The organism is Streptomyces sp. NPDC023157 (genome assembly GCF_055560575.1).
This window is the reverse complement of sequence record NZ_JBVHIL010000006.1, coordinates 26,072-51,157: the sequence shown is the minus strand read 5'-3', so window position 1 is coordinate 51,157 and position 25,086 is coordinate 26,072. Positions and strand designations below refer to the sequence as shown.

The window sequence follows — 25,086 nt, the reverse complement described above, 5'->3', positions numbered from 1 at the left end:
GCGGACGTCTCCCCGTGGGGGGGCTGTGGGGACGAGCCGGCCTGATCCGCAAGCCCCGCTAGGCCCGCGCGTGGCGCGGGTCCGCGGGGGTGTCGTCGACCGGGCCGGACGGGTAGGCGCGGGTGCGCGGGGCGGGGTCCCGGGTGTCGCGGGCGTCGCGGGCGTCCCGGGGCTCGGGGCGGAAGCCGGGGGGTGCGACGTCGACGGCGCGGTCGTCGGGTTCGGTGAGGCGGCCGGCGGAGGCGTAGGCGGCGCGTTCGCGCGCCGACGGGGAGAGGGCGACGAAGGCGGAGGTGATGAAGAGGTAGGAGCCGAGGCCGACGGCGAGCGGGAAGATGAACTGCATGACGGAGGCGCCGGGGAGGGGCGCCGGGGAGGGGGAGACCTCGACGCGGACGGCGAACATGCCGGTGTAGTGCATGCTGCTGACCGCGGCGCCCATGACGAGCGAGGCGAGCGCCACGGCCGCCGGCGCGTGGATGTGGAGCGCCGCCCACAGGGCGGCCGTGGCGGCCACGACCGCGATGAGCACGGAGAGGGCGACGAGCAGCGGGTCGTACCGGACCTGGCCGTGCAGCCGGAGGGCTGCCATGCCCATGTAGTGCATGCTCGCGACGCCGACGCCGGTGGTGAGGCCGCCGACCAGGAGGGAGCGGCGACTGTCGCGTCCGTATCCGACGGCGAAGACCCCGACGCCCACGACGCCCATGGCGATGAGCAGGCTGAGGAGGGTGAGCGGGACGTCGTAGCGGATGTCGGTTCCGGTCACGCCGAAGCCGAGCATCGCGACGAAGTGCATCGTCCAGATGCCGGTGCCGAGGGCGGAGGCCGCGGTGAGCAGCCAGTTGCGCCGTGAGCGGCCGGTGGCGTCGAGGGCGCGTACGGTGCAGCGCAGGCCGAGGGCGGCGCCGGTGCAGGCCATCGCGTACGACAGCACGGGTGTCAGCCAGCCGAAGGTGGCGTGGTCCAGGTGTCCCATGACTCAGGGACGCTAGTGCGCCCCCAGGGGCGCATCAGGGGCGCATTTCGAAAGCTGATGGAATATGACAGAGAGATGTTCCCGAACGATCACGGCGCACTCGAACGTGCACACAGAACGTTCACTCGTCCGAGGCGGAACCTCACACCTGCGAGTGACACCCCGTTACGCGATCATGGGGCGCATGAGCGATGACCCCACACAGGTACGCGAGTTCTTCGGCGCACGCGCCGCCGACTGGGACTCCCGGTTCCCCGACGACGGCCCCGCCTACGCCGCCGCCGTCGCCGATCTCGGGCTGCGCCCCGGCGACGCGGTGCTCGACGCGGGCTGCGGCACCGGCCGCGCGCTGCCCCCGCTGCGCGAGGCGGTCGGCCCGACGGGCACCGTGATCGGCGCGGACCTGACCCCCGAGATGCTGGACGAAGCGGTACGGGCCGGGCGCGGGAAGGCCGCCACGCTGCTCCGCGCGGACGTCGCCCGGCTGCCGCTGCGCGCCGGGTCGCTCGACGCCGTGTTCGGCGCGGGGCTCGTCTCGCACCTCGCCGATCCGGCCACGGACCTGCGGGAGCTGGCCCGGGTGGTCCGGCCCGGCGGACGGCTCGCGCTCTTCCACCCGATCGGCCGCGCCGCGCTCGCCGCCCGGCACGGGCGCCGGATCACCGCCGACGACCTCCGCGCCGAGCCCAACCTCCGTGTCGTGCTGGCCGGTTCGGGGTGGGAGCTGGGCAGCTACGTGGACGAGGACGACCGCTACCTGGCCCTCGCGGTACGCCGTTCGGAGTGACTGACGGAGTGGCTGTCCGTCCGATCCGGTGATCACACTTATGCCGCGAGGAAGCCTTCTGACGATCCACAGGACGTGGCCCGGCCATGCGGCCGGGCCACACCCTGACGGCCGTCTTCGAGCGCGGCTGACCTCAGGGGCGCGCGGCACGGTCACGTGCCCCACCCGCCCGTCGAGGTGTTCCGGCGACAGCTCTCGACGGGCAGGTTACTCACTGGTTAAGGTGCGCCGACGACCAGATGGGGAGGCTGCCGTGGGTGAACCGGAATCCGCCGTGACCGGCGCGGCGGACGGCGACGACGACGCGCTGTTCGTGCTGACGGCGGCGCTGCTCACACCCGCGCGGTTTCCCACCGTGCTCGGTGACGACTACCCGGCGGCCTGCGCAGCCCTCGGACTCGAACCGTACGCGGAGGGCTACGGACTCGTCCTCGGGCAGGACGGTACGGGCGCCCGGTGGACCGTGATCGTCGACGACGTGTCGCTGGTCGCGGTGGCCATCTCCTCCTGGGACTGCGGGATGGCGTACGACCTCTCCCCCGACGAGCAGTCGGTCGTCTCGGCGCTCCCCGGCTGGCCCCTGGCGGTCGCCGCGGCCGCGCAGGGCCTTCCCGCACCGCACGATCCCGAGCCGGAGGAGGGCGCCCCGGAGCCGCTGACCCCGCCGGACGAGGGCGCGTGGGGGCCGGCTCAGCGGCGGCTCGGCGCGGACATGGTGGCCCTTCAGTGGGCCGAGTGGCGCGGGCGGATGGACTCCACCGGGGACGGGGAGGCCACCGGGACGGGTGCCGGTTCCCCCGCTTCCCTCGACCCTGCCCCTGCCCCTGTCCCTGCCGCCCCCTCCGACGGCGTGCGCCGGGCACTCGCCGAGCTCGACGCCTACCTGGAGGAGGCGCCGCCCGTCGGACGGGTCCGGTCCAGCTTCGCCGGGGGCGACGCGCGGATGCTGCGTGCGGACGGGCCCGGCTGGTCGCTGGTCGCGCGGACCGGCGACATGGCCTTCGTGCTCCTCGACACCGAGCCGAACGAGGTGCTTCCGGTGACCCCGGGCCCGAAGCTGCCCGCGCTGCTCGAAGCACTCGACGCGATGGCGGTCCGGCCTTCGTAAGGGCCCTCGTAACACCACCCTTAGGCGCCCCTTCGCACAGCCCCTCTCAGGCACCAACGGACCCCGAGGGCCACATGGCCCAGCCGTCCGAGATGTGGCCCCGCCCCATGGCCCGGTGATCGGCGTCCCGCGCACGATGTGGCGGCGCGCCGAGGTGTACGCCGACGCACCACGGCGTGCCCCGGCGCTCGTCCGTACGGCGCCGGGCATCCGTACCGTCGTCACACCCGGAGGCCCACCATGCGCCTGTCCCAAGGCGTTCCGCTGCTCGCCGCGCTCCTGACGGGGCTGACCGTCCTCGGACCCGCGGCCCCCGCCGGGGCACGGGCCCCCGGGCACTGCGCCCGCCAGGACCGGCTGGCCGTGCCGGGTGCCGAGCACCAGGAGTCCGCGTGCCTGGCCGATCTGACGACGGCGGGGCTCGCGGGCACCCCGTACACCGACATGGCCGACCAGGCGGGGCTCTCGGCGAAGGGGACCCGCAATCCGTCCGGCGTCCCCGGTGTCCAGATCGACGGCTACTTCCCCGACGGCTCCCGGTCCAACGCCACCCACGGCTGGGCCCATGACGCGCAGTTCGTGATCCGGCTGCCCGACGACTGGAACGGCGGCCTCGTCGTCACCGGTTCTCCGGGCACCCGCCGGCAGTACTCCTCGGACACCCTGATCTCCGACCAGGTGCTCGCCCAGGGCTTCGCTTACGCGGCCACCGACAAGGGCAACACGGGTGCCGACTTCTTCACGGACGGGCGGGAGCCCGGCGACGCGGTCGCCGAGTGGAACCGCCGGGTGACCGAGCTGACGAAGGCCGCGAAGAAGGCGGTGCGCCAGCGCTACGGGAAGGCGCCGCGGCGCACGTACATGACGGGCATCTCCAATGCCGGCTATCTGACCCGCTGGCAGCTGGAGAACCGGCCCGAGCTGTACGACGGGGGCGTGGACTGGGAGGGGGTGCTGTGGACGACGCGTGGCCCCAACCTCCTGACGAGCCTGCCGGTCACCGTGGCCCGCACCTTCGGCACGGCCTCGGACGACGATCTGATCCGCGCAGGCTTCGCGCCCGGCTCGCGCTTCCTGTGGCCGTACCACGAGAAGGCCTACTGGGGACTGACCCAGAAGATGTTCCGGGCGGAGTTCGACCCCTCGTACGACCCGAAGTGCCCGGGTGCGACGGCCGGCACGACCGTGCCGGAGATCCTCGCGCCGTGCGCGTCGGGCGCCTCGTACACCTACGCGGACCGGCCGGACTCCGTCCGCAGGGCGGTCGCGAAGGTCGCGCTGACCGGCCGCATCGGCAAGCCGCTGATCACGCTCCACGGCGACCTGGACACCCTCCTGCCGGTCGCCACCGACTCGGACGTGTACGCGCGGATGATCGACGGCCGGGGGCGGGGCGCGCTGCACCGCTTCTACACGGTCCAGGACGGCACCCACACGGACGGCCTGTACGACACGTACCCGGACAGGCTGCGGCCGATCCTGCCCTGCTACCGCTCGGCGTTCACCGCGCTGACCCGCTGGGTCGAGGCGGGCGAGACGCCGCCCGCGGACCATGTGATCGCCCGGCCGGCGGACGGCGACGTGGTCAACTCCTGTGCTGTGAAGGGGTAGTGGCGCGGCAGGAGAGCATCGGCCCGGCAGGGGAGGTCCCTGTCGGGCCACCGGCACCGCCCCGCACGGCGCAATGATCATCCGCCTGCGGGGCGTGGGCTATGTTGGAACACGAGCGACGTGAGAGGGAGGTCCGCCGGTGTCATCGGGGCAGCAGGCACGCGCGCAGGCAGCCGCGATCACGCCCGGCGGGACCCCGCCGGGGCAGGAGAAGGCGCCCGCCGACCGGCTGCTCGCGCTCTTCGACGGACACCGGCTCTCCCCCGGCCAGCGGCGGATCGCCCAGTACCTGATCGACCACCTCACCGAGGCCGCCTTCCTCTCCATCACCGAGCTCGCCGAGCGGGTCGGCGTCAGCCAGCCGTCGGTGACCCGCTTCGCGGTCTCCCTCGGTTTCAGCGGGTATCCCGCCCTGCGTGACGTGCTCCAGCCCATCGCCCTGAGCGCGGTGGCGGGCACCCCCGACAGCCGTGAGCAGATCCGGCAGAACGAGCTCCAGGCCGCCGTCGACGCCGAGATCGAGAACCTGGAGAGCGTCCGGCGCCTGCTGGCCGACACGAATCAGGTCCTGGAGATCGGCCGCGAGCTGGCGGGCTCGGTCCCGCTGACCGTCCTGGGCCTGCGCATCTCGGTCTCGCTCGCGGAGTACTTCGCGTACGCCGCCCGCCGCATCCACCCCGACGTACGCCTGGTGACCCGTGGCGGCAGCGTGGCCTACGACACGCTGCTGCAGGCCCGGGCGGCCGGCGGCGGCTGGGTGCTGGCCTTCGCGATGCCCCGGCACGCCCACGAGACCCTGGCCGCCCTGCGGGCCGCCCGCAGCGCCGGTCTGCGGGTGGTGCTGATCACCGACCCGACGGTCGGCCCGCTGGTGGAGGAGGCCGACGTGGTGCTGACCGCCGGCACCGGATCGCGGCTGGTCTTCGACTCGTACGCGGCTCCCGGCATGCTGTCGGCCGCGCTGCTCCAGGCCATGGCCGACGCCGATCCGGAGCGCACCCAGGCCCGCCTCGAACAGTACGAGCAGGTCGCCGACCAGCACGGGTTCTTCCTCTAACGGCAGGTCACGGGGGGTGTGGGCGCCGTCTCCGCAGAGGGGTGTTCAGCATCACCGCATGCATGAAATTTTTCATACTCTTGCGTACTCGACGGTATATATATTTACTGACTTCGGCGTTCCGGATCCGTCAGGAGCCAGGGAGGACGACCCCATGTCCTCGTCGAATCAGCCACCCAGCGCGCCGCACCTCCTCGCGGTGCGACCGGGTGACGGTCAGGGCGGCGGATCACGAGGAACGCCCGTGGCGGCCTCGGCCAACCCCCCCTGGGCCGAGGCCGCCCGCCTCACTGTCTCGATCAGAGCTTCGACACCCCTCGGAAGTGACGAGAATGCCCCAGACGGCCACCCTCACGCGCAGCCCCGACTGGCCCCTCCAGGTCAAGGCCCCCGGCACGCACGACTGGGACCGCACCGCCACCCGATGGCTCCGCGACCTCCTCCCGGCCCGCTACGGCGGCTACGCGACCCTCACCCGCCACCCCGCCGTGCTCACCCGGCATGTGCAGCTGCAGCTCCAGCACGAGATACGCACGGTGCGCGCGGCCCTGCAGACCAGCCGGGCCGAGCTGCCGAGGATGGGCGTGGCCGAGGTCGTCATCGAGAACACGATCAGGATGTACGCCATGGAGCTCGACCAGCTGGGACGTCTCTCCCGGGGCGTACGCCTGGTCTCCGAAGCGCTCCTGGCGGGCCCCTCCGGCCAGCGCAGGCGCTGACCGGAGGGGTCGGACGGGCCGGGCGGGCCCGACACGTGGCCGGGTGTCCGGCCCGGTCCGTCAGCCCTGGCAGACGCCGCGGGCGTAGTCGTACGTGGCGGTCGCCTGCGAGTACGTCCACTGCGGGGCGAGCAGGCCGTCCGCGAGCTGCCGTGCGGCGGCGGGGCTCTCGATCACGTAGCCGAAGTCCTGGAGCCAGGACGGGTACAGGTTCTTCGAGCCGATGTAGAAGGCCGCGTCGTCGACGGAGACCAGCTTGTGGTGCTGGGCGTACGGCTTCCCGTCCGCCCAGGTCGCCTTGGACGAGGCGCGGAACGACGCGAGCTGGAGGCTCTGGCACATGGCCGCCCGAGCCGTGCGGTCGTCGCCCGTCAGGACCGTGAGGCGGCTCCGCAGGATGTCGCTGACCTCGGACAGCGACTTGATCTGCGAGTAGCCCCCGCTGCCGACGGCGCCCCGGTTGGCCGGGTCGCTGACGACGATGCGCACCTTCACTCCGGCGGCCAGCTTGGCCGCGAGGGTGTCGTAGAGCCGGATGTCGTAGCGGGGCAGCAGCGGGCAGAACGCGTTCAGGTCCTGCTGCGAGATCTCGATGTGCTCGGTCGCGCTCGCGACCAGCGCGCGCAGGGCGCTCTCCTCCGGGTTGACCGTGTCGTAGTCCCGGTCGGCGTTGGTGTGGTCACGCCCGGTCAGGCCGCACTTGGCGGCGGAGGCGTCCGGGAGGGCGGGCTGGAACGCCGAGGCCGGATCGCTCTGCCGGATGCCGACGCCGAGGCCGCCCACCGCGATGGCGGGGACGTCACCGCCGCCGGCCGGGCCGGCCGTCCGGGGCAGGGTGGGCAGGCAGCCCGCGCCGTTGGAGGAGGCGAACCAGACGCTGCTCCAGCTGCTCTTGTTGCGGCAGGTCCAGTCCCACAGCGTGTCGAGGTAGCGGCCCGCGGAACCCGCGGCCGGACCGGACAGGGCGAGGTCGACGTCGTTCACCGGGTGGGTGGTGTCGAGGTAGTCGTCCTTCCAGCTGTTGATGCCGCCGGTGATCACCGTCTCCCCGTCGACGACCACCAGCTTGGAGTGGTTCCAGGAGAAGCTGGTCTTCGAGGCCGTCATCGAGGCGACGTTAAGGGTGATGTGCGCGGCGTCAGGACCCAGCTTGGCCACGAGCTCGTCGCGGTACGAGGAGGGGATGACGTTGGCGTGGTAGACCGGCGCGGCACCGACCAGGATGCGCACCGTGAGCCGGTTGCCCTTCCCCGCCGCCTCCTTCAGGCCCGCCACGATCGCGTCCTGGAAGCCGCCGTTGGGGAACGGGGCGAGGGTGGATATGTCGACGCTCTGCCGGGCCCGCGCGATGTCCTCGCGCACCTTCTCCAGCAGGCGGCGGGAGCCGGGGCGGTCGGCGCAGGAGGGGTCGCCCCAGCAACCGGGGGTCTGGAGCAGCCAGTCGGAGCCGCCGGGGGTGGAGGCGCCCAGCCGGTTCCCGGCCGTGCGTTCCCAGACGGAGCCCTCCAGCCCCGGGGACACCTGGCGCAGGGACTGCTCGACGGCGTCCAGGTGCGGGGTGGCGGCGGCCGCGACGGCCGCCGGCTCGGGCGCTGCGGCGGTCGCCGGAACGGCGGGCAACAGGGCGAAGGAGAGGGTCAGGGCGAGGGCCGTCGTGCGGACGGTGCGTGCCAATGTGGTTCCTTGGAATGGGGAGTGGCTCAGGCCGAGGGCACCACTGAGCAGCCCCCGACCTTGATCAACTCGCGCAAGTTACCAGTTGGTAGTCAGTGGTTCACGCGAACCGGTCGGAATCCGGCCATCCGCACATCCGCACATCTGCCCACCCGCACGTCCGCGCATCCACCCCTCGACCGACCCTTCGCCACCGGTCAGACCATCTCCAGGGCCCGGTGCGGTTCCGCCGGCAGCTCGACGCGGATCGTGTCGCCGGGGTGCACCTCCCCGCCGGTCAGGACGACCGACATGATGCCCGCCTTGCGGACGATCCGGCCCTCCTCGTCGCGTCCGAGGACCTGCTTCAGCAGTCCGTGCCGGTAGTTGTCGATCTGCGCGCACGGGTTGCGCAGTCCGGTGACCTCCACGACCGCCTCGGCGCCGAGGTGCAGCCGGGTGCCGGTCGGCAGGCCGAGCAGGTCGATGCCACGGGTGGTGATGTTCTCGCCGAGGGCGCCGGGGCTGACCTCGAATCCGGCGAGGGCCACGTCGTCGAAGAGCTCCGCGTGGATCAGGTGCACCTGGCGCAGGTTGGGCACGGTCGGGTCCTTGGCCACCCGGGAACGGTGCTTGACGGTGACCCCCGCGTGCACGTCGCCCTCCACACCCAGGCCGGCGAGGAGCGTGATGCTCGCCCGGTTGGGCTTGGTGAAGGAGTAGACACCGTTGCTGCTGACCGTGGTGACCACGGCCTCGTTCTCGCTGCTCGTACCGCTCATGACGTGGAGCTCCCCTCTCCTCGGGTGTCGGGCACCTCGACCCTATGCGACGCCTTTCCCGGCACGGAGGGGGGCGCCGACCTCGTGCAGATGCCCGAGCGCCTCGCGGTACGACGCGACGAAGCCGGTCTCCGTGTACGGGATGCCCAGCGCGGCGCAGTGCGCGCGCACCGCGCTCTGGGCGCGGCGCAGGTGCGGCCGCGGCATGCTCGGGAACAGGTGGTGCTCGATCTGGTAGTTGAGACCGCCGAGGAACCAGTCGGTGAGCGCCCCGCCGCGGATGTTGCGGGAGGTCAGGACCTGGCGGCGCAGATGCCCCCAGGAGTCCCCGTCCGGGTGGGCGTCGGGCATCTCCATCCCCTTGTGGTTCGGGGCGAAGGCCATCCCCAGGTGCACGCCGAGCAGCATCTGGTGGATCAGGGCGAAGACGAGGGCCTGGAGCGGGTTCAGCAGGGTCAGGAGCAGCGTGACGTATCCGGCGAGGTGGGCGAGGAGCAGACCGCCTTCGACGAGGCGTTCGCGCCGGGTGCGGTAGGGGCCGTCCTCGGCGAGCAGCGCCTGGACGCCGTACACCTTGAGGGCGATGCCCTCCAGGGTGGTCAGCGGGAAGAACAGCCAGGCCTGGTGGCGGGTGAGCCAGCCCCGCAGGCCCGTGCGGCCGCCGGTCTGGTGCGCGGCGAAGACGAGGATGTCGGCGGCGACGTCCGGGTCCTTGTCGAGGTGGTTGGGGTTGGCGTGGTGGCGGTTGTGCTTGTCGTTCCACCACTCGCGGCTCATGCCGAGGAGCAGGTTGGCGTGGACGAGCTGGATGACCCGGCCGAGCCCGCGCCGGTCGGTGATCTGGGAGTGGCCGGCGTCGTGGGCGACGAAGGCGACGCGGGCGGAGAGGAGCCCGAGCGGTACGGCGAGGAGCAGCGCCCACCAGGACGGGCCGATGAGCGCCAGGCCGGTGATGACGGCGGCGATGCCGAGCAGGTTGACCACGATGCCGCGGGCGTACCAGCCGGTCCTGCGTTCGAGGAGCCCCTGCTCCTTGATGGTGCGCAGCAGTGGGGCGAACTCGCTGCCGCCACCCTTGCCCTGACGGCGGGAGGGGCGCGGGTCGGGTGCCGCGAGGGGCGGGGCGAGCGTCGCGGTGGCCTGGGACATGGCGGGGCTCCGGGGTCCGTGGAAGGGGTCGCCGCGCGGGTCTCGGCGGCCACTCGAAACCTACGGATCGGCGGTCGGTCCGGGCCATGGCGTCACCACCCGGGCCGGTTCGGGGGGCGGCCCTGGGGATGGGGGTGGGGTCTTCCCCACCACGGCGGGGCGGGGTGACCCGGATCACGGTGTCGAACGGCGCGTGGGGGTGACGCGTTCAGGTACCCTCGGCGGCTCGACCCTCCGGTAGTCAAATTTGAGGAATGCGTTGTCGCTGTCGCCTTCGTCCTCGTCTCCGTCGTCTCCGTCGTCTCCGCAGTCCCCGTCATCCGCGCAGGGCCCCTCGGCCTCTTCCTCTCTTCTCACCTCCGATGAACTCGGCCGTTGCTCCGCCGTCTTCCTGCCCGCCGATCCGCCGCGCGCGGGACGGATCGCCTTCTGGGGCCCGGAGTTCCGGCCCCCGGCGGACGCCGCCGCCCTCACCACTGCCGTCACCGAACTGACCGTCCTCGACGACGACGTACTGCCGCAGACCGTTCCCGCACTGCTCCTGCCCGTACGGGAGGCCCTGCCCGTGCTCGTGCGGGCGCGGTCCACCGAGGACGCCTCGCCCTCGGCCGCGTTCTGGGGCGCGGCGGCCCTGTTCTCCCTCGGCCTGGTCGCCCGGGGGCTGCTGCTGCCCGGGCTCACCGGGACCGACCGCGACGCGTGGCGGGCCGGACCGCTGGGCCCCGAGGAACTGGCCGCGCTGCGCGACCTCGCCGCCTCCATGCCGCCGGCCGCCCACGCCGTACCGCTGCCGGCCGAGGCGGAGGACGAGCCGCTGCTGCTCCCCGAACAGGAGGGGCTGCTGCGGGCGTTCGCCGACGCCGTCGCCGACGTACTGCCGCGCACCCCGGCCGCGCCGCTGGCGGCGGGGGGCCCCGCCTTCGCCGCCGACGAGAGCCACGAGCCGCAGGAGCTGCCGCATCAGCGCGGCTGGGCGGCGGATGTGGCGGCGGGTCATGACGCGGGCGTACGCCTGTCGCTGCGGCTGGAGTTGGTGGGCGCGGAGGCGGCGGACCGGTACGCCGAGGTCTCGGGTCCCTCGGAGGTCTCGGGTCCCTCAGAGCCCGCCGAGGCCGGCACCGCCTCCCCCTCCCCCGGTCCCGCCTTCCGCGCCGTCCTCCAGATGCACTCGGTCGCCGATCCCGCCCTGGTCACGGACGCTGCCGAGGTGTGGGCCGGGGTGTCCGCGGCGGGTGCCGCGTTCGGGCCCCGGGCCCGGATGGACGCCCTGCTCGCGCTGCGCCGGGCGGCGCGGGCCTGGCCCGCGCTCTCCCCGCTGCTCTCCGCGGCCGTCCCCGACGCGGTCGACCTCGCCGACGAGGAGATCACCGAGCTGTTGGGCCCCGCGGCCCGCGCGCTCGCCGCGACGGGGGTCCGCGTCCACTGGCCGCGCGAGCTCGCGAACCGGCTCACCGCCCGCGCCGTCATCGGCCCACCGGGCGCACACGACCGAGCCGAAGGAGCCCCGGACGCAAGGGACTTCAACGCATACGGCGAGCCGAACGCCGGGCAGGACGGGCCCGGCGCACGCGACGGACACGGCGCGCGCGACCGGGGGAACGGCCTCCCCTCACTCCTCTCCGCCGACGCCCTCCTCTCCTTCGACTGGCGCTTCGCCGTCGGCGACCGGGAGCTCACGCGTGCCGAGCTCGACCGGATCGCCGAGGCGGGCAGGCCGCTCGTACGCCTCCGGGACCAGTGGGTGCTCGTCGATCCCGAGGAGCTGCGGCGGGCCCGTACGTACCAGGACCACAAGCTCACCCCGGTCGACGCGCTGGGCGCCGTGCTCACCGGCACCACCGAGGTCGACGGGCGCAGGGTCGAGGTCGAGGCGACCGGCTGGGTGGAACGGCTGCGGGCCCGGCTCGCCGATCCGGAGGGCGGCGCGCAGGAGATCGCCCAGCCCGCCGCGCTCGCCGCCACCCTGCGCGACTACCAGCTGCGTGGCCTCGGCTGGCTGCACCGGATGACCTCGCTCGGGCTCGGCGGCTGTCTCGCCGACGACATGGGCCTGGGCAAGACGATCACCCTGATCGCCCTCCACCTGCACCGGCAGACCGACCCGGATTCCGCGGGCCCCACCCTGGTGGTGTGCCCGACCTCGCTGATGGGCAACTGGCAGCGCGAGATCGAGAAGTTCGCACCCGGCACGCCCGTGCGCCGCTTCCACGGACCCGCGCGCGACCTGGACGCCCTCGCCGACGGCGAGTTCGTCCTCACCACGTACGGCACGATGCGGCTCGACGCGCGGCGACTCGCCGAGCGCTCCTGGGGCCTGGTCGTCGCGGACGAGGCCCAGCACGTCAAGAACCCGTACTCGGCGACCGCCCGCGCGCTGCGCACCGTCCCGGGCGCGGCGCGGGTGGCGCTGTCCGGCACGCCGGTGGAGAACAACCTCTCCGAGCTGTGGGCGATCCTCGACTGGACGACGCCGGGGCTGCTCGGCGGGCTCGGCGCGTTCCGCACCCGCTTCGCCGCCGCCGTCGAGGGCGGCCGCGATCCGGCGGCGGCCGAACGGCTCGCGTCGCTCGTGCGCCCGTTCCTGCTGCGGCGCCGCAAGTCGGATCCGGGGATCGCCCCCGAGCTGCCGCCGAAGACGGAGACCGACCGGGCCGTGGCACTGACCAAGGAGCAGGCGGGACTGTACGAGGCCGTCGTCCGGGAGACGCTGGCCGCCATCGCCGAGGCCGACGGGATGGAGCGGCGGGGCTTGGTGGTCAAGCTGCTCACGGGCCTCAAGCAGATCTGCAACCACCCGGCGCAGTACCTGAAGGAGGACAGCCCCCGGGTGGAGGGCCGCTCGGGCAAGCTGGAGCTGCTCGACGAGCTCCTCGACACGATCCTCGCGGAGGGGGCGAGCGTCCTCGTCTTCACGCAGTACGTGCAGATGGCGCGGCTCCTCGAAGCACACCTCGCCGCGCGTGGCGTGCCCACGCAGTTCCTGCACGGCGGCACGCCGGTCGCCCAGCGGGAGTCGATGGTCGCCCGCTTCCAGGACGGCGAAGTCCCGGTCTTCCTGCTGTCGTTGAAGGCGGCGGGCACCGGGCTCAACCTGACCCGGGCCGAGCACGTCGTGCACTACGACCGGTGGTGGAACCCGGCGGTGGAGGCGCAGGCCACCGACCGCGCGTACCGGATCGGCCAGACCCAGCCGGTGCAGGTGCACCGGCTGGTCGCCGAGGGCACGATCGAGGACCGGATCGCGGACATGCTGGAACGCAAGCGCGAGCTGGCGGACGCCGTGCTCGGCGGGGGCGAGGCGGCCCTGACGGAACTGACCGACACGGAGCTCGCGGAGCTGGTGCGGCTGCGCGGGGAGGACGGACGATGAGCGGGTACGGGACCGAGGATGAGCGGACCTTCGCGGCGCTGCCCCGGGTGCAGGGTTCGGTCTTCGCCCGGACCTGGTGGGGCCGGGCGTGGCTGCAGGCGCTGGAGGACACGGCGCTCGACGGGCAGCAGCTGAAGCAGGGTCGGCGACACGCCCGGGCGGGGGCGGTCGGTGCGGTGTCGGTGCGGCCGGGCCGGATCACGGCCGTGGTGCAGGACCGCGACGGCACGGCGTACCGCAGCGACGTGCTGCTCCAGGAGCTGTCCGAGGCGGAGTGGGACCTGCTGCTCGACCTGGCGGTGGACAGCGCGGGGCACATCGCGGCGCTGCTCGACCGGGAGATGCCCCCGCACCTGGTGGAGGACGCGGCGGCGGCCGGCCTCGAACTGCTGCCGGGTGTCGGCGACTTGGAACCGGAGTGCGCCTGCGAGGCGTGGGACCACTGCCCGCACACGGCGGCACTCTGCTACCAGGTGGCGCGGCTGCTCGACGAGGATCCGTTCGTGCTCCTGCTGATGCGGGGGCGCGGGGAGCGGGCGCTGCTCGACGCGCTCCAGGAGCGCAGCGCGGCGCGCGCCTCCGGGGCCGAGGGCCCGGAGGGGGCCGCCGGGGCGAGCGGGTCCGATGCCTCGGGCGGGGTGACGCCGGCGGGTGTGGGCGGCCGGTCGCACGCGGCGGGCGTGCCGGCGGAGGAGGCGTTCGCGGCCGGGGGCATCCTGCCGCCGCTGCCCGACCCGCCGGTCCCGCCCGCGGCGCCGGGTGAGCCTCCGTCGCTCGACACCGAGAACGGCCCGGAGCCCGGGATCGACCCGGCGGCACTGGAGTTCCTGGCGGCGGACGCCGCGGCCCGGGCCCTGCGCATGCTCGCCGGCGCCCTCGACGACGCCCCGCTCTCGCCGTCCCAGGACGCGGTACGGCTCGCCGCGGCCGACCCCGTGTCGTGGATCGCGGCACGACTCGCCGAGGGGTCCGGGCGCGGGCCGGCCGAGCTCGATCTGGCCGTGCGGGCGTGGCGGTTCGGCGGCGCGGCGGCGCTGGCGGTCCTGGAGGAGGAACAGGCCCCGGCGCCCGAGGCGCTGGTGCGGGCGGGCGCGCAGCTCGCGGAGGCCTGGGAGGACGGCGAGCGGCCCGGGCTGCGGACGGTCGGCGCCGGCCGCTGGACGGTCGCCGGGGCGGACGCCCAGCTGCGGCTCGGCGCGGACGGCCGCTGGTGGCCGTACCGCAAGGAACACGGCCGCTGGACCCCGGCGGGCCCGGCGGAACAGGACCCGGCGGCGGCGCTCGCGGCGGTGGCGGCGCCCTGACGGGGGCCGCACCGCCGCCGGGCCGCGTCACTGGAGCGGCGCGGTCAGCTTCCGGCCCGAGCCGGAGGGGGCGGCGAGGCTGCAGACGGCGGTGTCGTCGCCGAGCAGGTAGCTGGTGCGGTACGGGTACTGGACGAAGGTCGTCCAGCGGGTGCCGAGCGGCTGGTCCGCGGCCTTGCGGCGGAGCAGCCCCCGGCACAGGACAGCGGCCTCGTCCCGTACCGCGCCGTCGTCGGCGTACCGGCCCGTGAGCCGCAGCCGGGCGACGACCTCGGCGTCGTGCGGCGTGTCGCAGGTGCGACGGACGATCGTGCCGGGCGCGTCGCGGTCGATGTCGAAGCAGTCGCCGACACGCAGCCGGTCGTACGGGGTGCCCGAGGGCGCCTTCGAGTGGCTCGGGGTGGACCGCGGGGGCGCTGTCGTCCCGCCGGTCGCCGCGGGGGTGGAACCGGAGCCGGAGCCGGAGCGGGTGGGTGACGAGGAGGCGGTGCGGACCTGGCGCGGCTTCGCCGATCGGGTCGGCGCCACCGTCCGCGTCGGCAGGGGCGAGGGGCTCTCGCCCTGCGCGGAGGGATGCTGGCCGGGCGTGTCGTACGGCGTGTCGGCACGCCCTCCGGCGGGTCCCGCGTCCGGCGGCGGCGCCGTGTCGGCCGCGGCGCGCGCGGGGCCGACGGCGCGCGGCGCGCGGGCGTCGGTGCCGCCGCGCGCGGTGAAGGCGACGGAAAGGAGCAGGACCGCGGCGAGCGCCGCGACGAGCAGAGCACCGGCGCCCGGCCGCCGAGGGGCCCGGGCGCCGCGGGACGGGGATGCCGTCGGCGGGTGGAGCATAGGGAACAGGTTCACCCGGCATCGCCCATGTGGCGAGCGATATCCGTGACTTGGGCACCGCTCGTACAGAACCGTGACAATCCCGCTGCTGGGGCGAGACCCTGATCACGGCCCGAGGAGCGGGGCCCGGACTGCGCGAACCGGCGGTCCGGGGACGGCGGCGACGGACACCTCCGCGCAAACCGGGACAGGTGCTCGGCAGGCGCCCGGCAGGTGCCGAGCTGGCGCCGGGACAGGCGCCAGGCGGGCGTCGGCCAGGCATCGGCCGGGCACCGGGGCAAGCCCCTGGACCGTACGGATCAGAGCCCGAGCTGGCGCTCGGCTCCCTCGACGGTCTGGGCGAGCAGGACGGCGATGGTCATCGGGCCGACGCCGCCGGGCACGGGTGTGATGAGGGAGGCGCGCTCGGCGGCGCTGTCGAAGTCGACGTCGCCGACGTTGCCCGGGTTGTAGCCGGCGTCGATCACCACGGCGCCCGGCTTGATGTCCTCACCCTTGATGAACTGGGGCTTGCCGACGGCGGCGACGAGGATGTCGGCCTCGCGGATGGCGGCGGAGAGGTCCGTGGTGCGGGAGTGGCAGTAGGTGACGGTGGCGTCGCGGCCGAGGAGCAGCAGACCGGCCGGCTTGCCGAGGATGGCGCTGCGGCCGACGACCACGGCCCGCTTGCCGCTGAGCTCGACGTCGTACGCGTCGAGCAGGCGCATGATGCCGCCGGGCGTGCAGGAGACGAAGCCGGGCAGACCGAAGCCCATGGCGGCGAAGGAGGCCATGGTGACGCCGTCGACGTCCTTCTCCGGGGCGATGGCCTCGAAGGCGGCGCGCTCGTCGATGTGCGGGCCGACGGGGTGCTGGAGCAGGATGCCGTGGACCTCGGGGTCCTCGGAGAGCGCGGTGATCGCCGCGACGAGCTCTTCGGTGGTGGTGTCGGCGGGCAGCTCGACGTGCTTGGAGCGGATTCCGGCCTTCGCGCACCGGTTCTGCTTCATCTTGACGTACGTGACGGAGGCCGGGTCGGCGCCGACGAGGACGGTGGCCAGACAGGGGGTGACACCGGTGCGGCGGGTGATCTCGGCGGCGCGGGCGGCGGTCTCCTCGACCGTGCGGCGGGCGAGCGCTGTGCCGTCCATGAGGCGGGCGGTGCTGGTGGACATGGGCCACTCCTGGGCGTCGACGATGACCGGTGGATGCCCAGGCGCGCGACCGCGACACGGCCGCGCGGGTGAGCGCGTCCGCCGGGCCGCTCCCCGGTGGTGATCCACCTCAAGCGCCAGTCACGGCCCGGCACCACTGTACGTGACGGTCACCGTGACGGGTACCGGACAGGCGGCATATGCGAGGCCGCACGGACGCTTGTCGGCGCCTCGCGCGCGCACGACGATGACGTGGACGATGACGTCCACGAGGCGAACGGCCTCGCCGGGGAGGCCGAGTTGAGCGGTGCGGTGACGGGTGCGGCGGGGGCGGCGGGAACGCCGGGGGCGGGGGCTGCGGCGGATCCGGCGGGGCGGGCGGCGGACGGACTGGATTCGCGTGCCGGCGCCGGTTCCGCTGCCGGTGCCGGCGCTGGTGCCGGTGCCGGTGCCGTACGCCGGGCGCATGAGGCGTTCACGGCCGGGGGTGCGCTCGGTGTCCCGCCGGTGCGGCCGCTGGTCGCTGAGTCGTGGCGGCGCTCGGTGCGGGCGCGGGTGAGCCCGGACGGCGCGGCGCGGGTCGAGCTCGACGAGGAGGAGCTGGCGGGGCACCGGGAGGAGCATCCGCTGGCGGCGGCGATGCCGGTGATCCGGGAGCTGATGGGGGCGTACGCGCGGGACGGCGAGCATCTGATCGCGGTCTGTGACGCGGCGGGGCGGATGCTGTGGGTGGAGGGGCACCCGGGGACGCTCCGGAGCGCGCGCCGGATGAACTTCGTGCCGGGGGCGCGCTGGTCCGAGACGGCGGCGGGCACCAACGCACCGGGGACCGCGCTCGCCGTGGACCGGCCGGTTCAGGTGTGCGCGGCGGAGCACTTCCAGCGCCCGGCGCAGGCGTGGACGTGTGCGGCGGCTCCGGTGCACGACCCGCGCAGCGGGCGGCTGCTCGGCGCGGTGGACATCACGGGTGGGGAGGGTCTGGCGCATCCGCACAGCCTGGCGTTCGTGCAGGCGGTGGCGCGGGCGGCGGAGTCGCAGTTGGCGCTGCTGTCCCCTGCCCCGGCCGGGGCAAGGCCGCGGCTCTCGGCGCTGGGCAGGGACGAGGCGCTGTTGCGGGTGGCGGGGCGGCGGCTGCGACTGACCCGCAGGCACAGCGAGATCCTGACGGTGCTGGCGCACCGGCGGGAAGGTGTGGGCGGCGACGAACTGCTGACGTTGCTCTACGAGGACGAGTCGGTGACCCCGGTGACCTTGCGGGCGGAGATGTCCCGGCTGCGGGGGCTGCTCGGAGCGGAGCTGCTGGCGTCGCGCCCGTACCGGCTGACCGGGGAGGTCGACGCGGACTTCCTGGCGGTGGACCGGCGGCTCGCCTCGGGGGCGCTGGCGACGGCGCTCGGGGAGTACGCGGGGCCGCTGCTGCCGGGGTCGCGGGCACCGGGGGTGGTGCGTCTCCGGGAGCGGCTGGCCGGGCGGCTGCGGGCGGCGCTGGTGGACCGGGCCGACCCGGGACTGCTCGCGGACTGGGCGTACAGCGCGTGGGGTGAGGACGACGTGACGGTGTGGCGGGCGCTGGCCGCGGCCGTACCGGCGGCGCAGGCTCCGGCCGTACGGGCGCGGCTGACCGCGCTGGACGCCGAACTGTCGGCGGGCGCAACGGGGTTGCAACGTCGGTCCGCACAGACTCGCCGCTGAGCACAGCCGGCCAGGGACGGCCGGCGCGGTACGAGGAGGCCCTGCCCATGACGCGTTACGCCGCACCCGGCACCGAGGGTTCGATCATGTCGTACGAGCCCCGCTACGACCACTGGATCGGCGGTGAGTACGTCGCCCCGGCGCGGGGCCGGTACTTCGAGAACCCGAGTCCGGTCGACGGCCGGGCGTTCACGGAGGTGGCCCGCGGTACGGCCGAGGACGTGGAGCGCGCGCTGGACGCGGCGCACGCGGCGGCGCCGGGCTGGGGCCGTACGTCACCGGCGGAGCGCGCCCAGGTGCTGCTGCGGATCGCGGACCGGATGGAGGCGAACCTGGAGGCGCTGGCGGTCGCCGAGAGCTGGGAGAACGGCAAGCCGGTGCGCGAGACGCTGGCGGCGGACATCCCCCTCGCCATCGACCACTTCCGCTACTTCGCGGGTGCGCTGCGCGCCCAGGAGGGCTCGCTGAGCGAGCTCGACGAGGACACCGTGGCGTACCACTACCACGAGCCGCTGGGGGTCGTCGCCCAGATCATCCCGTGGAACTTCCCGATCCTGATGGCGGTGTGGAAGCTGGCGCCCGCGCTCGCGGCGGGGAACGCGGTCGTCCTCAAGCCGGCCGAACAGACGCCGGTCTCCATCCACTTCTGGCTGAGCCTGGTCGCCGACCTGCTGCCGCCGGGCGTGCTGAACATCGTCAACGGCTTCGGCGAGGAGGCGGGCAAGCCCCTGGCGTCCTCTCCCCGCGTCGCGAAGATCGCCTTCACGGGCGAGACGTCGACGGGCCGGCTGATCATGCAGTACGCGGCGGAGAACCTGAAGCCGGTCAGCCTGGAGCTGGGCGGCAAGTCGCCGAACATCTTCTTCGACGACGTGTGGGCGGCGGACGACGACTTCCGCGACAAGGCGCTCGAAGGCTTCACCATGTTCGCCCTCAACCAGGGCGAGGTCTGCACCTGCCCCTCCCGCGCCCTGATCCAGGGCGGCCACTACCGCGAGTTCCTGGAAGCGGCCGTGGCCCGCACGGAACTGATCCTCCCCGGGCACCCCCTGGACACGGCGACGATGATCGGCGCACAGGCCTCCGACGACCAGCTCCAGAAGATCCTCTCGTATCTGGAGATCGGCCAGCAGGAGGGCGCCAAGATCCTGACGGGCGGTCAGCGCCTTGAATACGACGGCGAGTTGGCGGGCGGCTACTACGTCCAGCCGACCATCTTCGAGGGCGACAACCACATGCGGATCTTCCAGGAGGAGATCTTCGGCCCGGTCGTCGCCGTCACGTCCTTCACCGACTTCGACGACGCCATCCGCACGGCCAACGACACCCTGTACGGCCTCGGCGCCGGCGTCTGGACCCGCGACACCACCACCGCCTACCGCGCGGGCCGCGCCATCCAGGCGGGCCGCGTCTGGACCAACTGCTACCACGCGTATCCCGCCCACGCGGCCTTCGGCGGCTACAAGCAGTCGGGCGTGGGCCGGGAGACCCACAAGATGATGCTGGACCACTACCAGCAGACGAAGAACCTGCTGGTGTCGTACTCCCCGAAGAAGCTCGGCTTCTTCTAGAGGCACGAAAAGAGGCGCCTGACCTGGTCTTTTACCCGTCAGGCGCCTCTCGCTCGCGCCTCCCAGGGCGAAGCCGAGTCTGCGTCGAAACTCCCAGTTCCTCCCACCGGTGTCCCACTCCTGACCAGCGCTTCCGGACCAGTCACGGACCAAAACTCCGACTCAGCCCGCAGGAGCCTCACCTCGGCTGACGCGCTCCCACTCCTCCATGGACTGCTCGATGAGGCGGTTGGCCTGCTCCCGCACGCCGTCCAGGAACTTGGCGTAGTGACGGAATAGAACCTCGATGCTCTGACCCGCGCGGCGAGCGCATTCGGCTGGGTCCACACCGGAGTACAACCAGAACGAGATGCCGGCGTGCCTGAGATCGTAGGGACGCTTGGCCAGCCCGGAGCTGAGCTCCATGCGTGTCAGTACGTACTTCCGAGCCCGCGCCCACGTCGTGCCATAGGCCGATGGGTCCACGTAGTTGCCGGCCTGGTTCCGGAACAGCCGGCCGTCCGGTGCCACGCCGAAGCGGTCGATGTGTGCACGGAGGAGATGTACGAACTGCGGAGGGATGGGCACGGGCCGAGTGGCGGTAGCTGCGCGGCGCTTGAGCGAGTGCACCTCATGCACCGCGCCGTCATCTGTCCACTCCTTGCCTGCGGTGACAACACCGCCCGACAGGTTGAGCATGCCCCACCCGGTCTCGGGAAGATGGCACTGCTCAAGCCGGAGGTGAATGACCTCCGCCGGCCGCATCGCCGCGTAGTACATGCAACCGAAGAACGCCTCCAGATGAGGGCCGCGCCCGCGCTGCTGAGCAACTGCCGCGAGTAGCCGCGCAACCTGTGCCGGATTGGGAACTGCAGCCAGGTCAACCTCCTCGTTGACCGCCGGAGCGTTCCACCGGAGGCCGTTGAGGGGATTCTCCGCGAAGTAACCTTTCTCCACTGCTGTGTTGAGCACTTCATTGAACGCAGCCCTCTTGCGCCGTGCCGTCTTGGCCGCAGCGGCCTTTCCGTCCAACTTGCGGCACAGGGCGTCAAGCGCCCGTCGCAGCACATCGGCTTCCGCGAGATCGCCGACAGGCAAGGAGTTCCGCTTCATCCAATCCAGGGCCCTCCGCCACTCCTCCGTCGGCTCCTCAGCCCATGCGTTCTTATTGAACGCCCACGAGTACAAGGCGCGCCGTAGCACCCGCGGCTCCGAGTAGGTTGAACTCGGGGGCACCAGGGCAGGCGTGATAGTGGCGAACGCATCAGCCAGGGTGCGGCGAGTGTTCCCTGGCGTGCGGTCCCATCGCTGATCGAGGTATTCGTGGGCGAGGTCGTACCACGTCGTCCGCTGCTTGATGGCTCGCAGCTCGGACACCGGCAAACCCGTGTGCAAGTCGAACGGCTCGCCCTCACGCGCTGCGGTCATGAGCTTCGCTCGCCTGCTCTCAGCGAGCGCGGCCGTCATAAAGGATTCGGACTTCTCGCGCCCGTCAACCGTCCACCGGACCATAAACGGTTTGCGCCGGTCGGGGCGCTCCCGTATGTCCCAGAACCGGACGTTGTAACTCAGCGCCAATTGTCAGTTTCAGGTCCAGCCACCCCCGGTCAGCGATTACCGAGCAGCAACGCCGCAGGACGCCGGGATTATTTCCCGAGGGAGCCCCGCCACCAAGGGATCGGCATTTCCCGAGCTGCGACATCGGCGCCGCGCCGTTACCAGGCCCGAGCCGTGCAGGCACAGGCAGCCGCTGACCAGCCCGTCACCGCCGTCTTCCACGGGGCACAACACTCAGTCCCACCGGGAGGGCGGGGGGTCGTGCCACATGGCACCGCCGACGGGGACGCGAGAGCGAAAACCTTTCCTCTCAAAGGGTGCCAGGAGAGTCGCGCCAGGGACGCCACGGGGCGGCCATGGGGTCACCCGGATGGTCGGCGCCCGGGGAGAGTTGTCGCCCGGCGTTCCTCCATGTCTGGGGGTTGCAACTCTAGGGTCGCTCTTTCGACTGAAGATCACGGAAGGCGCCTGGCAGAGCGCGCTCAGGTGTCGATACTGCGGTCATGTCAACGTTTCCAGACGGCAACTTCACGATCGTGAACAACGAGACCGGCCGTTGTGTCCGCGTACGGCTGGGCAGGACCAAGGACGTCAGTGACTGGCAGGCAGGCACCAAGTACCTCCAGCACGTCACCGAAAAGCCGGCCCTGCAGCTGGGAGAGCCCGACGGCAGTCCGGCGACCGCTTGGTGGTTCAGCACCACCGACGACGCGGCAGAGCGCCGCCCGGTCAACCAGATCGTCAGCCATGCCGTCGGCGAGTACCAGAACATCGGCAATCACTGTGTATGGCTGAACCTCCAGGCACGCCCCACCGCCGAGGACCGCAGGCGCGCAGCCGACGAGTTCCGGCACAAGCTGAACGACATGCCCCGCGACCTCAAGGAGAAGCTCGCCGTACTGCTGCCCGCAGCGTTCAAGGCGGAGGCTGAAAACGAGCTGGGGGCCCACGCGAGCCTGCACGAGATCCTGGACCTCTGGCACCGCTACTGCGCCTCCCTCACGTTCCCCGAACACAACGTCGAGGAGGACCCGGAGGGCCCCGAAGCCGCGCAGTCCTACATGGACGCGGCAGCGGAGGAAGGAATCCACCCACCGGCAGTCACGTCCGACAGAACGTGGACGAGGATGTACGGCTGCGGCGCGAGCCGCGGCAAGAACAACACCTACCGGTGGGCGTACGACGGCACCCACATCTACGGCGCGGACAGCGAGACGGTGCCGAGCGATCGGACCTACTGGACCGACGACGGCGGCTACCTGGTCGGCAAGAGCAAGGGCGGCCCCGGTCAGACCTGGACCCTCGCCGCCTGGAAGCCCACCACGCAGACCCAGACCGATCCGGTCAAGGCCATCGCGCTCACCGGCCTGTTCGGACCCATCGCCGGCCTCCTCGGCAGCTGACGCCGCGACAACATCCGCCCCCGACAGCGGGTGCGGCAATCCCGGTGGCGGAATGAACCCGCCGTATGCCTCCTCCTCTATTACAGACCGCTTTCGGAGGAACTGCGCCACCGGTCGGCCATGCAGCGGAGATGGCGCCATGTGAAACACGGGACTCTCCGATCGCCGTACGCCACCACCGGCACGGCGCGGATGGGTCGGCGTGGGACACCCAGGAGCACGCTGCGGCCACCGGCCAGCGTGCCGTGCCGGTGGTGAGCCGGGTGCGTCTCAGGCCTGGCCATCTGCTGGGGATTCGGGGGTTAGCGGCCGGCTGGCGGCGATGGCTTCGATGACGAGCTGAGTGCCGGTGCCCTGGTCGCTGACCTGGTCCGCGTGGCGCAGGTCGCGCCAGGCACGGGACTCGCTCCCCCTAACGCCGAGCCGAGGACCCTGCTGTCGCATGGCCCGCGCAGGTGGGGGCGGACGACATCAGCGCCGCCCTCACTCAGATCGGATACGGTTCATCCGCTCGCGGGCGAGGCGGAGGGTGCCACGGGGCATTTACGAAATTCAAGCACAATTCAGCCTCGCGCCGACAGGACGGATATAGCCAAGGCCGTAGCCACGCAGCTCGGTTCAGCCCCGCGCGGGCAGGGCGGGCCCCGGCGTCGCCAAGGTCCCCGAGAAGCACGGAGGTTCAGCCTCGCGAGCGCGGAGCTGCACCGGAGTACGAAGACGACGAATTCGCGAAGGCCGCGTCCGCCCTGCCCACGCTGGGCTGAACCGGCGAGCGTCGTTCGGGGCGCCCTTGACTTGACGTGCGCTTCGCCTAGCGCTCCAGGCGCCCGGCATCGTCCCAGGTCAGACACCAAAGTCCTGCTGGAGTACTAAGCGGTCTTGCGTAAGTCTGTTTCTGCTGCGCGGAGTTGGCTGTTGTGGTAGGCGAGGGCTTGGTCGACGGTGGCTTGCAGTTCGGTGATCCAGGGGTAGGCGCGGATGGGGATGTCCTCGTACTTCACCGGCCGCCACACCCGCTCGATCCGGTTCAGCTCCGGGCTGTAGGGCGGCAGGTAGTACAGGGTGATCCCGTGGGCCTGCAGGTGCGGCCGGGCCGCCTTCACTAGGCGGCTGACGTGGGCAGACGCGTTGTCCGGGACGACGGTCCGTTGTCTGGGCGGGCTGTCAGGCGGCGGGGCGGTCTTGAAAGACTCCGGGCCTTCGGGCAGGCCGGCGATGCGGGTGCACAGGCAGTCGAGCAGCACGTCGGCGGTGATCTTCCCGGTGGTGGTGCGGAAGACCAGTCGCGGGTCGGGGCCGTCGACGCTCAGGGCGCCGAGGGCGTTGACTCGTCTGCCGGAGGTGCCTTCCTGCAGGGCGAGCGCGCGGGTGCCGCGGCGGGCCCAGGTGTAACCGGCGGTCGGCGGAAGCGGCCGCGATCGTGGCCGCTTCCTGGGAAGACACAGTTGCCGAGCACAAGCGGCGGCGGGAGCTGCAGGAGATCAGTGCCCGTCTGGTGCTGATCACTATCTGTCTCGCCCACCGTCAGGGTCCTGTTCAAGGGCCATGGCGCCCTCCTCGTCGACGGGCCCCTCTCCTGCCCCATCGTGTCGGCCCATGCGACCACCGGACTCGACGAGAAAGCTGTACGCGACATGGACGACAGCGGCGAGTTCCGCAACCTGATCGCCAGCCGGGAACCGCACTTCCTCAAGCTCAAAGAGCCCGCGGACGAGCGGGGCGCGATCAGGCTCCAGCGCCCGGCCGGCGAGCCCTCGCCCGCCGTGACGTGTCTCCGCCTCCACCAGGCCCACCGCGTCCCGGTGCCCCGCGGCCGTTGTGGACCTCACCAACAGGCAGGACACCGCCGCACACAGCGCGGCCAAGTCCACCGTCCCTACCCGCCGAGGCACTTCGGTGGAGCTGGAGACACCCGCCTTGGCTATCGGTGCGGAACAATCAGTCACGTAGGCATCGTTAGGAATATGTGGGGGCGCAGTGAGCGTAGGCACCGTCAGTCTCGGAGTGGTGTTCGTCCATGGACTCTTCTCATCGGAGGAGACATGGGATCCGCTCGTTCGACTCCTGGCGTCCGACGAGAAGATGGATTCCATCACGGTGAGAAGGTTTGGTTACGGATCTCCCAAACTCCGCCGTCTTCGACCTGATCGTCGCACCGCCGACTACAACGATCTTGCGGAGCGCCTGAAGGCGTTCTTGCACTACGATGCGTCAGGGCATGATCGTTTGGTCCTTGTCGGCCACAGTCAAGGCGGGCTAATCGTCCAGCGCTACCTCGCACGGATGATCAACGAGGGGCAAGGCCAGGAACTCACCAGAATCTGAGGGGTCATGCTGTTTGCGTGCCCAAACGACGGCTCCGACTTCATGTTGCCGCTTCGCCGCGCATGGTGGCGAGGGAACC

Annotated in this window: 18 protein-coding genes, 1 pseudogene and 1 riboswitch; of the genes and pseudogenes, 11 read left to right on the top strand and 8 right to left on the bottom strand. The window is 72.3% G+C overall.

What is annotated here, in order from left to right; genetic code table 11:
• Window positions 1-217: 217 nt before the first annotated feature.
• Window positions 218-979 (bottom strand): annotated as a pseudogene (locus ACZ3ZE_RS22170) (MHYT domain-containing protein); the annotation flags it as partial.
• Between the two features lie 184 nt (window positions 980-1,163).
• Between ACZ3ZE_RS22170 and ACZ3ZE_RS22165 the strand changes: the two are divergent.
• The 5 genes from ACZ3ZE_RS22165 to ACZ3ZE_RS22145 all read left to right on the top strand — a co-directional run bounded on the left by ACZ3ZE_RS22165 (window position 1,164) and on the right by ACZ3ZE_RS22145 (window position 6,261).
• Window positions 1,164-1,766: a class I SAM-dependent methyltransferase gene (locus ACZ3ZE_RS22165; RefSeq protein ID WP_467260290.1), complete on the top strand. Its 603-nt coding sequence runs from the start codon at window positions 1,164-1,166 to the stop codon at window positions 1,764-1,766.
• 253 nt (window positions 1,767-2,019) lie between these two features.
• Window positions 2,020-2,874: a hypothetical protein gene (locus ACZ3ZE_RS22160; RefSeq protein WP_467260287.1), complete on the top strand. Its 855-nt coding sequence runs from the start codon at window positions 2,020-2,022 to the stop codon at window positions 2,872-2,874.
• Window positions 2,875-3,114: 240 nt separating this feature from the next.
• Window positions 3,115-4,485, top strand: a complete 1,371-nt coding sequence (locus tag ACZ3ZE_RS22155) for a tannase/feruloyl esterase family alpha/beta hydrolase (RefSeq protein WP_467260284.1) — start codon at window positions 3,115-3,117, stop codon at window positions 4,483-4,485.
• Between the two features lie 139 nt (window positions 4,486-4,624).
• On the top strand, window positions 4,625-5,542 hold the full coding sequence (locus ACZ3ZE_RS22150; protein WP_361172210.1) for a MurR/RpiR family transcriptional regulator: 918 nt from the start codon (window positions 4,625-4,627) through the stop codon (window positions 5,540-5,542).
• Window positions 5,543-5,874: 332 nt separating this feature from the next.
• On the top strand, window positions 5,875-6,261 hold the full coding sequence (locus ACZ3ZE_RS22145; protein WP_361172207.1) for a hypothetical protein: 387 nt from the start codon (window positions 5,875-5,877) through the stop codon (window positions 6,259-6,261).
• Window positions 6,262-6,321: 60 nt separating this feature from the next.
• Here the strand turns inward: ACZ3ZE_RS22145 and ACZ3ZE_RS22140 are convergent, their stop codons facing one another.
• The 3 genes from ACZ3ZE_RS22140 to ACZ3ZE_RS22130 form a co-directional block, all read right to left on the bottom strand.
• A complete protein-coding gene (locus ACZ3ZE_RS22140) occupies window positions 6,322-7,935 on the bottom strand; it encodes a phospholipase D-like domain-containing protein (protein WP_361627892.1) in 1,614 nt (537 codons plus the stop codon).
• 197 nt (window positions 7,936-8,132) lie between these two features.
• On the bottom strand, window positions 8,133-8,696 hold the full coding sequence (locus ACZ3ZE_RS22135) for an MOSC domain-containing protein (protein ID WP_361172201.1): 564 nt from the start codon (window positions 8,694-8,696) through the stop codon (window positions 8,133-8,135).
• 42 nt (window positions 8,697-8,738) lie between these two features.
• Window positions 8,739-9,845, bottom strand: a complete 1,107-nt coding sequence (locus ACZ3ZE_RS22130; RefSeq protein WP_361627895.1) for a fatty acid desaturase family protein — start codon at window positions 9,843-9,845, stop codon at window positions 8,739-8,741.
• A gap of 265 nt (window positions 9,846-10,110) precedes the next feature.
• Here ACZ3ZE_RS22130 and ACZ3ZE_RS22125 point away from each other — a divergent pair, with 265 nt between their 5' ends.
• Together ACZ3ZE_RS22125 and ACZ3ZE_RS22120 are read left to right on the top strand one after the other, a co-directional pair.
• Window positions 10,111-13,215 (top strand): DEAD/DEAH box helicase, encoded by a 3,105-nt coding sequence (locus ACZ3ZE_RS22125; protein ID WP_467260714.1) that lies wholly within the window; start codon window positions 10,111-10,113, stop codon window positions 13,213-13,215.
• Window positions 13,212-14,519: an SWF or SNF family helicase gene (locus ACZ3ZE_RS22120; protein WP_361627898.1), complete on the top strand. Its 1,308-nt coding sequence runs from the start codon at window positions 13,212-13,214 to the stop codon at window positions 14,517-14,519. The genes ACZ3ZE_RS22125 and ACZ3ZE_RS22120 overlap by 4 nt, the downstream gene beginning before the upstream one ends.
• 27 nt (window positions 14,520-14,546) lie before the next feature.
• Here the strand turns inward: ACZ3ZE_RS22120 and ACZ3ZE_RS22115 are convergent, their stop codons facing one another.
• Window positions 14,547-15,347: a hypothetical protein gene (locus tag ACZ3ZE_RS22115; RefSeq protein ID WP_467260282.1), complete on the bottom strand. Its 801-nt coding sequence runs from the start codon at window positions 15,345-15,347 to the stop codon at window positions 14,547-14,549.
• 299 nt (window positions 15,348-15,646) lie between these two features.
• Window positions 15,647-16,501, bottom strand: coding sequence for a bifunctional 5,10-methylenetetrahydrofolate dehydrogenase/5,10-methenyltetrahydrofolate cyclohydrolase (locus tag ACZ3ZE_RS22110; RefSeq protein WP_361172189.1), 855 nt, complete (start codon window positions 16,499-16,501; stop codon window positions 15,647-15,649).
• Window positions 16,502-16,529: 28 nt separating this feature from the next.
• Window positions 16,530-16,635, bottom strand: a riboswitch (ZMP/ZTP riboswitch).
• Between the two features lie 235 nt (window positions 16,636-16,870).
• On the opposite strand from ACZ3ZE_RS22110, the gene ACZ3ZE_RS22105 reads away from it, so the two are divergent.
• Window positions 16,871-18,172 carry a GAF domain-containing protein gene (locus ACZ3ZE_RS22105; protein ID WP_467260711.1) on the top strand — a complete coding sequence of 434 codons (1,302 nt, stop codon included), beginning with the start codon at window positions 16,871-16,873 and terminating at the stop codon, window positions 18,170-18,172.
• A 47-nt stretch (window positions 18,173-18,219) separates the two neighbouring features.
• A complete protein-coding gene (exaC, locus tag ACZ3ZE_RS22100; RefSeq protein ID WP_442306190.1) occupies window positions 18,220-19,743 on the top strand; it encodes an acetaldehyde dehydrogenase ExaC in 1,524 nt (507 codons plus the stop codon).
• 162 nt (window positions 19,744-19,905) lie between these two features.
• Here the strand turns inward: exaC and ACZ3ZE_RS22095 are convergent, their stop codons facing one another.
• On the bottom strand, window positions 19,906-21,300 hold the full coding sequence (locus tag ACZ3ZE_RS22095) for a tyrosine-type recombinase/integrase (RefSeq protein WP_467260279.1): 1,395 nt from the start codon (window positions 21,298-21,300) through the stop codon (window positions 19,906-19,908).
• Window positions 21,301-21,782: 482 nt separating this feature from the next.
• Here ACZ3ZE_RS22095 and ACZ3ZE_RS22090 point away from each other — a divergent pair, with 482 nt between their 5' ends.
• Window positions 21,783-22,682, top strand: coding sequence for a hypothetical protein (locus ACZ3ZE_RS22090; protein WP_467260276.1), 900 nt, complete (start codon window positions 21,783-21,785; stop codon window positions 22,680-22,682).
• Window positions 22,683-23,551: 869 nt separating this feature from the next.
• On the opposite strand, the gene ACZ3ZE_RS22085 is transcribed toward ACZ3ZE_RS22090, so the two are convergent.
• On the bottom strand, window positions 23,552-24,127 hold the full coding sequence (locus tag ACZ3ZE_RS22085) for an IS630 family transposase (protein ID WP_467260709.1): 576 nt from the start codon (window positions 24,125-24,127) through the stop codon (window positions 23,552-23,554).
• Window positions 24,128-24,659: 532 nt separating this feature from the next.
• Here ACZ3ZE_RS22085 and ACZ3ZE_RS22080 point away from each other — a divergent pair.
• The gene (locus tag ACZ3ZE_RS22080; protein ID WP_467260273.1) at window positions 24,660-25,007 is read left to right on the top strand and encodes an esterase/lipase family protein; all 348 of its coding nucleotides are present in this window, start codon (window positions 24,660-24,662) and stop codon (window positions 25,005-25,007) included.
• Window positions 25,008-25,086: the final 79 nt, after the last annotated feature.